Raw genomic sequence first — 15,027 nt, forward strand, 5'->3', positions numbered from 1 at the left:
CGCGTGCCCCGCCGGAGAGCGGCGCCGGGCTGGTTGCCGGGCCGGCCGCGGGCGCGGCCGACAGCTCGCGCCGCCGGCGGTAGGCCGACAACCGGTTGTGCGCGGAATCGTCGCAGTACGCGGGTGGCCGGCCGGGCCCGACCGGAGCACTCGGCGGATGCGTGCACCCAGGGTATGCGCATGTCACCGGATCGGTCTGGTTGACTGCTGTGCCCTCGGTCATGCTTGTGCTCACCGTCCGTCCGTTCCAGATTCTGTATTCCGCGGGCCGCCGTCGAACACGACAAGGATGCACGCATGAGCGAGACGCCTGAACGCGCGACCGCCGGGGTCGCGTTGTTCGATCTGGACGGTGTGCTGGTGCGTGGTGACACGTTCACCCGGCTGCTGCGCCGGCACCTGTCGCGGTCCCGATGGCGCGCGGCCCTGGTCATGCCGGTGACGCCCCTGCTGGCGGTACGCCCGCTGCGCGCGATCGCGGTACGGATGATAATGCGGCTGGCGTTGCTGGGCTTGGATGCCGCCCGGTTCCGTGCGCGAGCCGAGGCGTTCGGCCGGGAGCTCCCGGCCGAACGGGACGTGGCGATACCCGAGGGCATCGCCACACTGCGCCGCCACCTCGACGCGGGCGATCGGGTAGTGATCGTGACAGCATGTGAACGAGAACTTGCCCGTACGCTCCTCGACACGCTGGGCCTGGGCGAGGTGGAACTGATTTCCTCGCAGCTGGTCTGGGGCCGATTCGGTGTTACTCGGGGCAGCCTGCACAACCATGGAGCGCGTAAACCGCGTCAGCTCGCCGCCCACGGGATCGAGCCGCCGTGGGAGCACGCCTACAGCGACTCGCTGGCGGACCTGCCCATGCTGGCCGCCGCCAACCATGCGGTGCTGGTCAATCCTGACGGGAGGCTCGCGCTACGCGCACAGCAGGCGCTGGGCGGGCGCCTGCGGATCGTCCACTGGTGAGGCCCATCCGCTCACGATAGCGTGAGAACGCCAGCCCGCTGGCAGGCTCCGGCGGCAGGGCGTCCGATGCGGCTGCCAACACGGCCGGGCGATCCGCGACCCGGTCCACGAGCAGCCTGAAAGCTCCTGCCCGCCCCGTCCAGCGTGTGTCGCCGACCGGCTGCCCGACCGGTGCGCGTGCGTAGTGCCATCTTCCACATCCTTTGGCGGATTGTGGACTCTCACTATGCAGGGGAAGTCACGGAGGGTTACTGTCACGCTCCGTGATTGATAAGTTGCGCGCCATGCGGCGCACAGGTATCGGCGGCCGGACCGCCAGCCGGGTACGCGTAAGGAGGCAGTCGTCGTCACGGTCCGCGGAGACGACCGTTCGTGCCAGGCAGCGGATGTGCGTCAGAGCGGTGGTCGGGAGCGCGCTTGTGCTTGCCCTCGGGCCCGCCGCGATCGGGCCCGCGACCGCGGCCGGCGGCACGGGCGCGACGGGAGAACGATCATCCTACTGGAACGACGCCGCCGGCCAGGAGTTCCACCCGACCGGTCGAGTGCGCACCTATTACATCGGTGCTGACGAGGTGGTCTGGAACTACGCCCCCGAGGGACGCGATGCTATCACCGGCCAGGCATTCGACCCGATAGCAAGGACATACGTCCAGTCCGGGCCCGGCCGGATCGGGACGAGTTACCTCAAGTGTCTCTACCGTGGTTACACCGACGCCAGCTTCAGCGGTCTGGCGCCGCGCCTCCCGCAGGATGCGTATCTGGGCTTTTTGGGCCCGGTGATCCGCGCCGAGGTCGGCGACACCATCAAAGTCGTGTTCCGCAACGCCTGCCGGATTTCTGACAGCGTGCACCCGCACGGCGTCTTCTACACCAAGGCGAACGAGGGCACGCCGTACGCGGACAACACCTCCGGGGTGGACAAGCTCGACGACGCCGTACCCACCGGAGGCACGCACACGTACACCTGGCTGGTGCCCGATCGAGCGGGTCCGGGCCCGCACGACGGCAGCTCGGTCATGTGGATGTACCACTCCCATACCAACGAGGTCACCGACACCTATGCCGGGCTCACCGGCCCGATGGTTGTCACCGGAAAAGGGAAGGCGCGGCCAGACGGTAGCCCCGTCGACGTCGACCGCGAGATCTTCGCGCTGTTCTCGATCGTCAACGAGAATTGGAGCCCGTATCTTCAGGAGAATCTCCGCCGTTTTGCCAAGCCGCCGTACCCGGCGCTGAACGATGCTGATTTCGAGCGTTCCAACATGCGGCATGCCATCAACGGCTACGTCTTTGGCAACGAGCCGATGATCACTATGAAAAAGGGTGCGCACGTCCGGTGGTACCTGATGAGCATGGGCGGCGAGGCGGATATGCACACGCCGCACTGGCACGGTAACGACGCGATCGTGGGCGGCATGCGTATGGACACCGTTCCGCTGCTCCCCGGCACCATGGCCGTGGCCGACATGGTGCCTGACGACGTCGGCATCTGGCTTTTCCACTGCCACGTGAACGAGCACATCACCGCCGGCATGCTGACCCGCTATCAGGTTGTGTCCGACACCGACACCAACAACGGTACTGCCGCCACCGCTATATCCGCGCCAGGGCCGTCGGCCACAACGATGCCGGTGCCCAAGGGCGCTGTCTCCGCGGGCGAAGGCGGGATAGCTGTTCCCCCGTCGTCTGTCCCCACCGCGTCCGCGATCATCGCGTTCGTGGTGGCGATCGGCGCCCGCAGGATCGTGCGCCGTCGCCGCCGTCGTGCCATGGGCTGAAACCGCGCCGTTCATCGCGGTCCAGGCCGGTAGCTCCTGCCGCACAACAGGCCTGGACCGCGATATGGCGAGAACCGCCAGCCGCCCAGAAAGCGGCTCCCGCGCACGGAGAGCCCAGGATCATCAGCGTTCGGACAGCCATATTGCCCACACCATACACGGCACTGTTGATGCGCAGGATCCCCGCGGCATCGTACGGCGGACGAACAACCGTCGGCGAACAACCACGCAGCCGACCCGCCTGCCCACCTACCGCGCGGGGCAGTTTTTTTGGCTGGGTGGCGGCCCCGGCACAATTGCGCCAGCCGGCCAGGGCCAACTATGGATAAGCGCGGGTGCGCGCACGTTACCGGCAGCCGTGATGGTTAGCAACATCGGCTGTGGACTGTGTGCCTCTTCACGGAGCCTTGCCTGCTGGGCGGTCATGGCACGTATGGTCCTCGCCGTGCCTTCGAGGGGAAGGCGCGCATCGGATGGCACGCCGAGTCCTGCCCCCGTCCGATGACAACCAATACGGTGGCAGGAACGGGGGAACCATTTCCGGACGCCGAAGCCAGGCGTTCTCGGGGTGAAGCCGCATAGCGCGGCCGGGCAGTCCCAGCCCGAATCCGACAGCTCACCTCGCAGGCGTGGGGAAGGACATCAACACAATATGTCCCATGTACGTTCTGGCGCTCGTGGAATCAGTCGAATCAAGGCGCGTGCTCGGGTACTGATCGCTGTACCGGCACTCGTCGCCGCCATCGGCGGCGGCAGCGTCGCGCTGTCCCAGCCAGCGAGTGCGGCACCGTCCAACGACGGTGTGCTGGCCGCCATTGCACAGTGTGAATCCGGCGGCAACCCGAAGGTTGTCAACTCGATCGGTGCCGGCGGACTGTTCCAGTTCCTGCCTAGCACGTGGCACGCTGTCGGTGGCTCTGGCCTGCCGCAGAACGCCAGTGTGTCCGAACAGTGGATGCGTGCGCGGATACTGTACGCGCAGCAGGGCACGAGCCCCTGGTACGCGTCGAAGCACTGCTGGGCCGGAAAGGCCTAGCGACCGGAAAGGCCTAGCGACCGGAGAGGACGCGGCGAGAGTCCCTCGCGCCGTCCACGGCGTCTGTCAGATCCGCCAGCGCCAGCGCTGTGTATATCAGGTATAGCCTCAGGTATCTCGACAGAGCGGCCGGCCCGGGTTCACCGGGAGGCTCTCGCGAAGCCTTGGGAGAGACCGGCCACGGCCGGTCTCTCCCAAGCGGCCGCCTGCTTCCGGCTCTCGGACCGGGCCGGGCGTACCCGCACAATCGATCTTCCGGCTGGGGGGCCGGGCGCGCCGCGGCGGTCTGTGGTAAACCCGGAAAAACGGCCCCGTCGGTGTGTCGTCGTTTCTTGTCCGGGCCCGTTTTTCGTTCGCGCCGGCTCCCCGCGGGGCTACTCGACTTCAGGCGGGCGGCGTAATACCGTACCGTGCGCGAGCGGTGCCTCATCAGGGGTTTTTTCGATCCGCGCGCTGGGCTCTCGAGAAACCTGGTGCATGAGCGATGACAGCGAAGAACGACGTCCGTCGAGCCTTGGTGACCGGCGCTGGAAGCGGAATGGGACAGCTCCTCGCCCTCCGGCTGGTGCGGCAGGGCACAGACGTTATCGCGGTTGATCGGGACGAAGCCGGTCTCAAGGTCCTCCACGACGCTGGGCCCGGAAAGGTGACGACGCACACCATCGATGTCACCGATGCGGACGCCATGGCCGACGTCGTGACCTCGCAGCACCACACCCTGCTCGTGACGGCCGCCGGGATCGGGTACACAGGCAAGATCGCTGAGACCCCGGCCGCGGTGCACGCGAAGATCATGGCGGTGAACTACCAGGGCACAGTCAACGCGGTGACGGCCGCGCTACCCGGCTATCTCGCGCGGGGATCGGGCCGGCTCGTCCTTTTCTCGTCGATTCTCGGCTGGTTGCCGGTGCCGCAACACGGTCCCTATGGTGCGACAAAGTCGGCGTTGGTCATTTACGCTCAGACGCTACGGCATGAACTTCGCGGGACTGGTGTGCGGGTGAGCTGTGTCTGTCCACCGGCGGTGGCAACCCCGATGCTCGACGACATGCCCGCGGCCCGAGCAGTCTCGCAGCGCACTATGATGACACCGGCCGCTGCCGTCGACGCGATCGAACGCGGCCTCGACAAAGGGCGTTTCTGGATCTTCCCAGGTATCGCGCGGCCGGTGGCCATCGGCCAGCGGCTGTTCCCCGAGGTACTGCGGGTGGCCATTGGCAGCCTGCTGAACAGATAGCCGTCCCGGCCGCTCAGAGCGCCCGGGACCAGGGCACGTGTCGAAAACACGCCGTAGGGGACGCGACATTGCCGAGGTTATCGCGGGGCGGGGGCAGGCGTCCCGCGTCATCGCTGCCCATCCATGCTCTCCATCCATTGCCGCGCGATGCGCGGATACCCGACGGCTCGTCGGTCGCCACCCACCACCTCCGGCGCGTCCTCCTTCGGCTCGCGAGGCAGGCGCTCCAGCCCCGCTCCGTGGTCCGCGCCCCTATTGCCGGTCGCTCCTCCTGGTCGCTCCTCCTGAAGGAAGAACAAGATCTTCTCCTGTGGCACCTATGTGACACCTATCCTGACCTGCGGTGCTGCTGTTTTCGCAGGTCAGTAACCGGTTGCTCGTCAGCGGCGGCGTTATTGTGGGACGGCTGTTCCCTGATGCGCGTCCAACGCCAGGACCCGAGGCGGGAGCCCAGCGCGCGAGTTCCGCTCACGCGGATCTGGGCAGCGGCCCGTAGGCGGCCCCTATCGAAATCCTGTCACCAGGTAGACATAGTGCACCCTTTTTGGTGTCATGTGCTAAAAGTCGGTATTGATAGTGCGGCAGCTGGCTGAGGCGGGACCCCTTGGGAGGAACTACTGTGAGCGGAGCGGCGAACCGGGAACTCGGGAAATTCTTGAGGAATCGTCGAGAAAGTCGGAGCCCCAATCAAATGGGCATCGCGCCGCGGGGACGCCGGAGAACCCCAGGATTGCGCCGAGAAGAGGTGGCGGAGCGTGCTGGCGTGAGCACAACATGGTACACCTGGTTGGAGCAGGGCCGTCCGGTGCGTGCATCTCGGCAAGTCCTTGATTCCATCGCACGGGCGCTCGACCTGTCCGCGGCTGAAACGATGCATCTGTTCAAGCTTGCCGGTGAGAAGCCGCTCTCCGGCTCGCCAGCCCCGTTGAAGATTTCCCCTGCCTACGACCGGCTGCTGCGCCGGCTCGAACCGAACCCGGCGTATATCATTAATCGGCGCCTCGATCTGCTCTCCTGGAACAAGGGGGTGGTCGCGCTGCTACCGCACCTTGACATGTTGCCGCCGGAGGACCGCAACATTGTGTGGCTGATGTGCACCGACCCATGGATGCACGAACTGATTCCCGACTGGCAGGGGCAGGTCAGCCGGCTCACCGCGATGCTGCGGTCGGAGAGCGCCGATGCCATCGATGACCCGGAATTTCAGTACCTCATCCGGCGGATCGAAGCGGCCAGCCCGGAGTTTCGCCAGGCCTGGGCTACCCGGCGGCTGGAAACGTTCCGCTCCGGGTCGTTGAACTGGCACCACCCGGCAGCCGGGACGTTCACCGCCGATTACGTCCGACTACATATCGCCGATGATCCACGACTCAGTGTCGTTATCCAGATCCTTCGCAATCCCGAGACACTGAACAAACTGGCCGACATCATCGCTTCGATGTCACTCGATGTCGAAGTGGCCTGACCAGACGGTGACTGACCGGCCTGCTCGCTCACCCCCGGGCGGACAAACCCCCGTCCACCGTGAGGACGGTCCCGCTGGTGTACCCGGAGCGCTCCGAAGCCAGGAAGGCAATCGCGTCGGCGATCTCCCGGGTGGTCGCGCAGCGCCCGAGCGGGAAGTCGGCCATGATTTCGGCGATCCGGGACTCGTCACCGAACCGGCTGTGCGCCACCGCTTTCATCAGCGTCGTGATCCGTTCGGTGGCCACCGGGCCCGGGTTCACCGCGACGACCCGGATGTTGTCCCGGGGCCCGCGACCGCCCAGCGCTCGGGTGAAGGCCATCAGCGCGGCGTTCGCGGTGCTGCCGGCGATGTAGTCGGGGTCGTGCCGCTCCCCCGACGCTCCGATGGCATTCACGATCACCCCGCCGCCGCGCGCCTTCATCCGTGCGTAGACCAGGCGGGTCAGGTTGATGTAGCCGAACACCTTCAGTTCCCAGCCGTATCGCCAGGCCGTTTCGTCGAGGTTCTCCAGCGAACCACCGGGGATGTCACCAGCATTGTTGACCAGGATGTCGATATCGGCCGACGCCTCGGCGAGCCGGGCGATGTCCTCGGCCGCACGCAGGTCGGCGGGGTGGACAGCCACGTCGACGCCGTAGTTGGCCCGGATCTTCGCCGCCACCTCCCTCAGGACATTCTCGCTGCGTGCGGCCAAGCGCAGGTCGCAGCCCTCCTGGGCCAGCACCTCGGCCGTGGTCGCGCCGATGCCTTTGGACGCGCCGGTCACCAGCGCGCGTTTCCCTCGCAGGCCGAGATCCATACCGCCCCCTTCACCGCTGCTCTGTTACCGCAGGCCCGTCCAGATGTCTTTTCCCACATGTCTGTGCCGACATAATAGAGCATGACGGGCGCCGCGTGCCGCCGGCGGCTCGGCCGCCATGTCGGCCACGTGGCCTGATCATTTTTTGAGCATTGCCCGGCTCCCGATGACAGCGGCATGCCGCGCTGGCCGCCCACCATGCGGCTGCCGGCCATGGTCATGGCGCCCCCGTCACGGGGCCCGGGAACGGGCGCAGGTCCACTCGCCCGTGCGCGATCCGCTCGTCGAACTGCTCCAGCGTCACCTCGACCGGCACGCAGCCGCCAGCCGACACCGGTCCGGCCACCGCCGACAGCGCCAGCGGCGCCTCGAACTCACCGAAGCCGGCGAAGTCGACCAGCAGCCCGGCCATCGCCACCGACGGGGAAGCGACCAGGCCCGCGCGCAGGGCGGCCACGATCGCGGCCTGCCGGAAACCCTCGACCAGGAAGGGGCCGGGCACGTGGTCGTAGTCGTGGTCGAAAAACGCCGGGTGGCTCCGGTCGATCACTACCGGGTGGCGGATGACGCCCGAGTCCCCAGCCCCCTCCAGCGGTTCCCCGATCACCACGTTGCGCACATCGCGGCGGCCGACCTCGGCCGGGTCGATCGGCGCTGCCGGCGGCGGGATCCGCCCCGGTTCGATCGGCTTGCGGGCCCGCTGGAAGGCCCGCAGCGCCTCGTAGTCGTCGCGGGACATGAACACGGCATCCCCGCTGACGGTCATGGCCGGGGCCCCGTCGACCGCCAGCTCGGCGGTCAGGGTGAGGCTGCCCAGCTCACCGCCGCGCAGCTGGAGGTTTGTGATCCGGTAGCGCAGCACCGCCGCCAGCGGCCACCGCTCGTCGTCCTGGAAAGCGGCCAGGTCGAGCACCTCGAAGGCGAAGCGTTGCATGCTGAACGGCAGCCCGACCGGGACGCCGAGGTAGCGGTGTAACACGACGAAGGCGCTCTGGCGGGCGCCCTCGGCGGCCGCGAACGGGTCGTGGAAACCGCGGGCGCGGTCCGCCCACAGGCTGTGGCCGCGCGGGAGCTGGATGGCGCAGAGGAAGTCGTCGTCGGCGAGCTGACGGGAGTCGGTGACGAACACCTCGCCCACCGCCCGCCGGTGAGCGATTGCCCGGGGCACGGTCTGTTCGAAACTGAGCGGCTCCGGCAACAGGACTGTCCGGCTCGCGGCGTCCGGGTGGCGCCTGGCGTCGTTGTCCTCGGCCGACGCCCAGCCCAGGGTGCCTCCCTCCGCGGCCCTACTGCCGCAGCCCCGTGGTCCCGTCTCGGCAGACCCGTGGTCAGCGTCGAAATCATGCGTGGTCATGGTGTCAGCTCCCACTCGAGACGGGCATCGGGATCAGGCTGTCCTGACCGGAGGCGGCGGTCGGCCCGGTTCGCGGCCGTAGCGGCGAACACGGGCCGCTTGTTGAGCCGGCGGCGCCGGGCCTCGGTGGCCAGCAGGCTGGCGATCTCGCGAGCGGCCGGGCCACGGCGACCGGACGCGCCGGCCAGCACGGCGGCGACCCCGCCCACCAGCCGGCCGGGGGTGAGCAGCTCCGCCGGTGATACGCGATGCGCGAACATCTCCAACAGCCGGTTGATCTGCCCGCTGTCGTAGAGCCGGCGGGTGACCGCCGGCAACACGACCGGCACCGCTCCGAGCCGGCCGAAGTCGGCCGCCATCCAGTAGTAGGAGCTGTACTGCTTGTCCCGCCAGCGCACGAAGTCACCCATCGCCGAGTCGAGCGCGGCCCGTGAGGTGGCCAGCCCGGACTCGATCATCGGCGCTAGAGTCTCCACCTGGTGGAATGCGTCACCGATGCCACGCCCGGCGGCCGGGTCTTTGAAGTGCCCGGCGTCGCCGGCCAGGACCCAACCAGGCCCGGACGCCTCCCGGAAGTAGCCCTCGAACCGCAGGATCCCATAGATCTTGGTGGCCCGGTTGGCATCGCGCAGCGTGTCCGCGATCGGCGCGCAGCTGTTGACATGGGCCATCAGCGACCCTGCCAGATCCCGGCGGAACATCTCGACCTCGTGTTCCCGCGGAGAGACACCGACCAGGTAGAGCCCGCTGTCGGCCGGCCCGGAGAAAATGTGCCGGTCGCCCCACCGGTGGAAGACGAACGTCGGTGCGGCGCCGAGGTTCGCACCCTCGAAATAGGTCCAGTAGTAGACTCGCTCACTCTCAGTAACGTTGTAACGGCGGGCGCCGGTCATCCGGGCCACGGTCGAGTCCCGCCCGTCGGCACCGACGACCAGCCCGGCCCGGATCTCGCTCTCACTGCCGTCGCGCAGCGCCCGCACGCCGACCACCCGCCCGCCTTCGGTTACCAGCGCGGTCACCCGGGTCCCCAGCCGTACATCCGCCCCGGCGTCGGCCGCCGCGCCGGCCAGGATCGGATCGAGCAGGTGACGCCGGACCGCGGCCGCTCCGCCCACATCGCCCAGGTGGAGCGGAAAGCCGGCCGTGAAACGGAAGTCGCCGAGCCGGACATCGCACCGGGACATGAAGGGCGCCCCGGTCGCCCGCACCTGGTCGATCACGCCCAGCCGGTTCAGGAACGCCAGTGAGTCTGCTTGCATGACGTGCGACGACAGGGTTGGGCGGGGGAATGTCACCTGCTCCAGGACGGCCACCTTCAGGCCGCGGCGGGCAAGCAGCGCGCCCAGCGGCGAACCGGCGCACCTCGCTCCCACGACAACCACATCAAACCGCTCGGTCATCTTGGTGCCTCTCTCGCTGCGTTGCGGTCAACCGGCGCCGCACCAGCCGCAGCACCGCCTGTTGCTGGTCATGGAGAAAGAAGTGGCCGCCCGGGAACACATGGGTCTCGAACCCGGCCCCGGCCTGGCCGGCCCAGGCGGAGACACCGCCGGCCGGGGCCGCCGGGTCACGATCGCCGGCCAGCGCCGTCATCGTGACCGGCAGCGACGGCCCTGGCTGGAACTGGTAGCTGGCGGCGAGTTCGAGGTCGGCCCGCAGCAGCGGCACGAAGTGTTCCATCAGTTCTGGTACCGCCCGCACGGCGGCTGGGATCCCGCCGTAGCACCGGTCGACGTAACTGATCAGCTCGTCGTCGGTGGGCGGGACGGCGGACGGCTCGCGCCGGCCGGGCGCGGCCCGTCCCGAGACGAACAGGTGGGTGGGCGGGACGCCGGCCACGGTCAGGCAACGCGCCACCTCGAACGCGACCAGCGCGCCGAGGCTGTGCCCGAACAGCGCGTACGGTGGTGGCGTCTCAGCCGCGATCGCCGCCGCGAAGCTGGCCACCAGCTGGTCCCAGCCGCGGGCCGGTGGTTCGTCGCGGCGCCGGCCCCGGCCTGGCATGGTCGCGTTCCACAGCTCGATGTGGGGGGCTAGCCCGGCGGGCCAGCCGCGGTAGGCGGTCGGCCCGCCACCGGCATGGGGGAAACACACCAGCCGTATCGCCTCCGGGTGCACCACCGCCTCCGGATGCGGCACCGCGCGGGCCACGATCTGCGACGCGGTGGTGCGGGGGACGCTGACGTTCATGCCCCGCGCCCGAGCGGTGCCCGGCCGCTGCCGGTTCCGGGCCGGCTCCCACCGGCCGCGAAGCCGCCGGCCAGCCGCTGGGCGATGTCTTCAACGGTGCCCCCCGCCAACAGCGCCTGCAGCGGCACTGTCACCAGGAAGTCGCGCTCGATCTGGTTCTTCAACTCAACGATCATCAGGGAGCTCATGGCCAGCTCCTCGAGCTGGGCATCGCGGCCAATCCCGGCGGGGTCGCTCAGGTCGAGCGCGTCGGCGACGCGCCGCTGGAGGTAGGCGATCGTCGCCTCGACCTCGACCTCGACCTCGACCTCGACCGGGGCCGGGGCCGCATCCTGGCCCGCGACGGCGGCCGGTGCCGACGCGGCCACGGCCGGCGGGGTGCCACCGTGGACGTCGAGCCAGTGCCGCCTGCGCTGCCAGGGGTACAGGGGCAGGTTCACCCGGCGGGCCGGTCGCCCCACCACAGCGTCCCAGCGCACATCGAGCCCAGCCTGGTAGAGGCCGGCCACCGAGCGGTGCAGGGATTCGCGGGCCGGCCGGTCGCGGCGCAGACTGCCCACGGCAACGTGGGGGGCACCGATGGCCTCCAGCGTGGTGCCAATATCGTGCAGCAGCACCGGATGGGCGCCGAGCTCGACGAACACGGTCACGCCGTCGCGGGCAAGGGCTTCCAGCGCCGGCTGGAACCGGACCGCGTCGCCCAGGTTGCGGGCCCAGTGTTCGCCGTCGAGGTCACCGCCCCGCATCCGCCTGCCGGTGACGGTCGAGTACAGCGCCGGGCCATCAGCGTCATGCCCGGCCGGTGCCGCGGTGGTGAGGGCGCCCGCGGCCGCGGCCAGCAACGGGCTGTGGAAGCCGTAATCCACCCGCAGCGGCCGGGTCGCGGCACCGAGGGCCCGCGCGCGGTCGGTGACCCGTTCGACCGCCGCCCGCTCGCCGGACACAACGGTCGAACGGGGCGCGTTGACCGCGGCTACCGAGACCAGCCCGCCGTCGGTCGCGACGATCCGCCGCACCTCGTCCGCGGGCAGCGCGATGCTGGCCATCCGGCCCCCGCGGGCCGCCTGCTCGGTCAGCTGGGCTCGGCGCACCAGCAGGCCCAACGCCTCGTCGCGCTCGAGCGCGCCGGCCAGCCGGGCTGCGATGATCTCGCCCATGCTGTGCCCGGCCACGGCGTGCGGTTCGACGCCCCACGCCCGCCACTGGGCGGCCAGCCCGAGCGCGAGCACCCCGATCGTGACCTGGGCGACCTCGGTCCGGTGCAAGCGGGCCTGCTCCTCGGGCGCGGTCAGCTCGGCCAGCGCCGACCACCCGGTCAGGCCGCGGATCAGCGGGTCGCAGGCCTCGACCTCGGCCCGCACCACCGGGTAAGCGGCCAGCACGCCGCGCCCCATGCCCGGCCACTGCGAGCCCTGGCCCGAGACGATGAACGCGAGCCGGCGCTCGCCCAGGTCACGGGGCCGGACCCGGTCCACCGGCACGTCGCGCAGCCGGGCGGCCAGCCCGGCCCCACCAGCGGCCTCGATGGCCAGCCGATGGCTGTGGTGGGTGCGGCCGACGGCGGCGGAGGCACAGATCGCGGCGGCCTCGCCGTCCCCGGCCGCGGCCAGCCGGTCGGCGAACCGGCTGGCGAGCGTGGCCAGCGCCCCGGGGCTGCGGGCGGACAGCGGCAACAGCAGCCGGTCCGCCGGTTCCAGCGGCTGGCTCGGCCCGGGGGCCGCAACCGGCGGCGCCTCAAGCACCACGTGGGCGTTGGCCCCACCGAAGCCGAAGGAGCTGACCGCGGCCAACGGCCGTGGCCCGTCCGGCTCCGCCGGCAATGGGCAAGGCGCGGTCGGTACGGTCAGCCGGGTGCCGTCCAGGTCGATCTCGGGGTTGATGCGGGTGAGATGCAGGTGAGGCGGCACCTGCCCGCGCTCCAGTACCAACATCGCCTTCAGGAGCCCCATCACGCCGGCCGCCGCCTCCTGGTGGCCGAAGTTGGTCTTCACCGAGCCGACGGCGCACGGCCGCTGTCCCGGGCCGTAGACCTCCCGCAGGGCCTCGGCCTCAATCGGGTCACCAAGCCGGGTGCCGGTGCCGTGGGCCTCCACGTACACCACGTCGGACGGGTCCGCGTCACCGTCGGCCAGCGCCCGGCGCATCAGCTCGACCTGCGCGCGGGGGCTGGGTGCCGTCAGCCCGTTCGCGTGGCCGTTGTGGTTGGCGGCCGTGCCCCGGATCAACGCCCGCACCGCGCGCCCGTCGGACTGGGCGTCGCAGGCCCGCTGCAACAGCAGGATCCCGCAGCCCTCGGCCCGCACAATCCCCTCGGCGCCGGCGTCGAAGGTCCGGCACCGCCCGCCCGGAGCCAGTGGCAGCACCTTCTCGGTCATCCTGGTCGCGGCCTCGGACAAGATCACGTTGACCCCGCCGACCAGCGCGTAGTCGCAGTCGTGTGCCCGCAACGCCCGGCAGGCCACGTGGACCGCGATCAGCGACGACGAGCACGCCGTGTCGACCGCGAGGCTCGGTCCCCGCAGATCGAGCAGGTAGGACAGCCGGTTCGCGGCGACGCTGTGCGCGCCGCCCGGGGCCGTGTACGCGGTGACCTCGGCCTGCCCGGACAGCTGCAGGTTCAGGTAGTCGGCGCCGTAAAGGCCCAGGAAGACGCCGGTCGGACGCTCGCGCAGCCGCTCGGCGGGCAGCCCGGCGTCCTCGATGGACTCCCACGCCGTCTCCAGTACCAGCCGCTGCTGGGGGTCCAAGTGGGCGGCTTCGGTCGCGGTCATGCCAAAGAACTCGGCGTCGAACCCGTCGACTGCCCCCAGCATCCCGCCCCACCAGCCGCCCCGGGCCCCGGACTGTGGCCCGGCGCCGGCATCCGCCGGCGCACGATGCCCGTCGACGTCGTGGACCAGCGGCGACACCGCGTCCTCGCCCGCCGCCAGCAGGCGCCACAAGCTGTCGAGGTCGCTGGCCCCACCGGGGGCGCGCACACCGGCGCCAATCACCGCGATCGGCTCATGCCGGGCGTGCTGAGCCTCCCGCAGCCGCTGCCGGACGTCGCGGAGCTGCCGCAGCGCCCGGACGAGCAGCGCGGACTGGTCGCTGTGCTCCTCCGTCGTCATCTCTCCCCATCCAGATCGAATGCTTCGAGTTCCCGCTCGAGCAGGTGAGCGACCTCGTCATCGCTCAGCCCGGACAGGTCCAGGTCCGCCAGCACAGCGGGTTCAGCCGGCTCGGCTGGCTCGGCTGGCTCGGGGGCCGCGGCCGCCGGTGTCGCCGGTACGACCTTCGCCAGCAGGGCGTCGGCCATATCGCTGATGGTGGGGTGGGCGTAGACCAAGGTCGCGGACAGCCGGATGCGCAGCCCCGCTTCCAGCCGGTTCCTCAGCTCGATGGCCATCAGTGAGTCAAAGCCCAGCTCCTGCAGCGGCACGTTCGGATGGACAGCGGCCCGCTCGGCGCCGAGCACCCGCGCAACCTCGCCGGTGAGCAGCTGGCGCAGCACCTGCCGGCGCTCGGCCGGGGCCGCCGCCAGCACCAGGTCGCGCCCGGACGGCTCACCGGGCCGGCCGGCTGGCAGCAGTCCCGCGAACAGCTGCCGGGCGGCCGGCCCGGCGCCGGCCTGGTGCAGCAGCTCGAGGCTGAAACCGGCCGCGGCCAGCCACGCCGCCCCGTTGGTGACCGCCTCGCCCAGCAGCTCGATGCCGGTGTCGGGGTCCAGGGGGAGCACGCCCCGAGCGGCCAGCCGCTCGACCCCGCCGGCCGCAAGCCCGTCGCCGGACCAGGTGCCCCAGTCGATGCTGAGAGCTGGCAGCCCGACCGCGGCTCTGTGCCGAGCCAGCGCGTCCAGGAAGGCGCTGGCCGCGGCGTACGCGCCCTGCCCGGGTGAGCCGATCAGACCGGCCAGTGACGAGAACAGCACGAAGAATTCAACCGGCTGGTCGAGGGTCAGCATGTGCAGGTTCCAGGCACCGATCCCCTTGCCGGCGAACGCCCGCATGACGGCGGTTTCGGTCAGGTCCGTGACCAGGGCGTCCTCGAGAACGCCGGCCAGGTGGAAGACACCGCCGACAGGCGGGGCCGCGCCCCCGGGCCGCAGGGCCCCGGCCAGCTGCCGAGCGTCGGCCACGTCGACGGCCGCGGCCTGGACCGTCACGCCGGCCGCCCGGAGCCCGGCCAGATCCTCGTCGGCGTCGCGGGAGGGCGCGCCC

12 protein-coding genes, 1 pseudogene and 1 riboswitch are annotated in these 15,027 nt (G+C 70.2%); of the genes and pseudogenes, 5 read left to right on the top strand and 8 right to left on the bottom strand.

Annotated features, from left to right (window positions below; genetic code table 11):
• Positions 1-223, bottom strand: a pseudogene (locus MJ777_RS18850) (hypothetical protein); the annotation flags it as partial.
• A gap of 74 nt (positions 224-297) precedes the next feature.
• Between MJ777_RS18850 and MJ777_RS18855 the strand changes: the two are divergent.
• The 4 genes from MJ777_RS18855 to MJ777_RS18870 all read left to right on the top strand — a co-directional run bounded on the left by MJ777_RS18855 (position 298) and on the right by MJ777_RS18870 (position 5,017).
• Entirely contained in the window at positions 298-966 is a 669-nt protein-coding gene (locus MJ777_RS18855; RefSeq protein ID WP_239377304.1) for a haloacid dehalogenase-like hydrolase, read from the top strand.
• Positions 967-1,250: 284 nt separating this feature from the next.
• Positions 1,251-2,744 carry a multicopper oxidase domain-containing protein gene (locus MJ777_RS18860; protein ID WP_239377305.1) on the top strand — a complete coding sequence of 498 codons (1,494 nt, stop codon included), beginning with the start codon at positions 1,251-1,253 and terminating at the stop codon, positions 2,742-2,744.
• A 469-nt stretch (positions 2,745-3,213) separates the two neighbouring features.
• Positions 3,214-3,389, top strand: a riboswitch (cyclic di-AMP (ydaO/yuaA leader).
• Between the two features lie 7 nt (positions 3,390-3,396).
• Positions 3,397-3,780 carry a transglycosylase family protein gene (locus MJ777_RS18865; protein WP_239311578.1) on the top strand — a complete coding sequence of 128 codons (384 nt, stop codon included), beginning with the start codon at positions 3,397-3,399 and terminating at the stop codon, positions 3,778-3,780.
• 484 nt (positions 3,781-4,264) lie between these two features.
• Entirely contained in the window at positions 4,265-5,017 is a 753-nt protein-coding gene (locus MJ777_RS18870) for an SDR family oxidoreductase (protein WP_239311576.1), read from the top strand.
• 107 nt (positions 5,018-5,124) lie between these two features.
• On the opposite strand, the gene MJ777_RS18875 is transcribed toward MJ777_RS18870, so the two are convergent.
• Positions 5,125-5,316 (bottom strand): hypothetical protein, encoded by a 192-nt coding sequence (locus MJ777_RS18875; RefSeq protein WP_239377306.1) that lies wholly within the window; start codon positions 5,314-5,316, stop codon positions 5,125-5,127.
• Positions 5,317-5,636: 320 nt separating this feature from the next.
• Between MJ777_RS18875 and MJ777_RS18880 the strand changes: the two genes are divergently transcribed.
• On the top strand, positions 5,637-6,482 hold the full coding sequence (locus MJ777_RS18880) for a helix-turn-helix transcriptional regulator (RefSeq protein ID WP_255724115.1): 846 nt from the start codon (positions 5,637-5,639) through the stop codon (positions 6,480-6,482).
• A gap of 28 nt (positions 6,483-6,510) precedes the next feature.
• Here the strand turns inward: MJ777_RS18880 and MJ777_RS18885 are convergent, their stop codons facing one another.
• The 6 genes from MJ777_RS18885 to MJ777_RS18910 form a co-directional block, all read right to left on the bottom strand.
• Positions 6,511-7,284, bottom strand: coding sequence for an SDR family oxidoreductase (locus MJ777_RS18885; protein WP_239377308.1), 774 nt, complete (start codon positions 7,282-7,284; stop codon positions 6,511-6,513).
• Between the two features lie 217 nt (positions 7,285-7,501).
• Positions 7,502-8,638 carry an AfsA-related hotdog domain-containing protein gene (locus MJ777_RS18890; protein ID WP_239377309.1) on the bottom strand — a complete coding sequence of 379 codons (1,137 nt, stop codon included), beginning with the start codon at positions 8,636-8,638 and terminating at the stop codon, positions 7,502-7,504.
• Positions 8,635-10,038 carry an NAD(P)/FAD-dependent oxidoreductase gene (locus MJ777_RS18895; RefSeq protein ID WP_239311608.1) on the bottom strand — a complete coding sequence of 468 codons (1,404 nt, stop codon included), beginning with the start codon at positions 10,036-10,038 and terminating at the stop codon, positions 8,635-8,637. Before MJ777_RS18895 ends, MJ777_RS18890 begins: the two co-directional genes overlap by 4 nt.
• Positions 10,022-10,828 (bottom strand): thioesterase II family protein, encoded by an 807-nt coding sequence (locus tag MJ777_RS18900; protein ID WP_239311610.1) that lies wholly within the window; start codon positions 10,826-10,828, stop codon positions 10,022-10,024. Before MJ777_RS18900 ends, MJ777_RS18895 begins: the two co-directional genes overlap by 17 nt.
• On the bottom strand, positions 10,825-13,938 hold the full coding sequence (locus tag MJ777_RS18905; RefSeq protein WP_239377310.1) for a type I polyketide synthase: 3,114 nt from the start codon (positions 13,936-13,938) through the stop codon (positions 10,825-10,827). The genes MJ777_RS18900 and MJ777_RS18905 overlap by 4 nt, the downstream gene beginning before the upstream one ends.
• On the bottom strand, positions 13,935-15,027 hold a 1,093-nt coding region (locus MJ777_RS18910; RefSeq protein ID WP_239377311.1), incomplete at its 5' end, for a beta-ketoacyl reductase. The genes MJ777_RS18910 and MJ777_RS18905, both read right to left, overlap by 4 nt.

This window comes from Protofrankia sp. Cj5, from assembly GCF_917627405.1.
GTDB lineage: Bacteria > Actinomycetota > Actinomycetes > Frankiales > Frankiaceae > Protofrankia.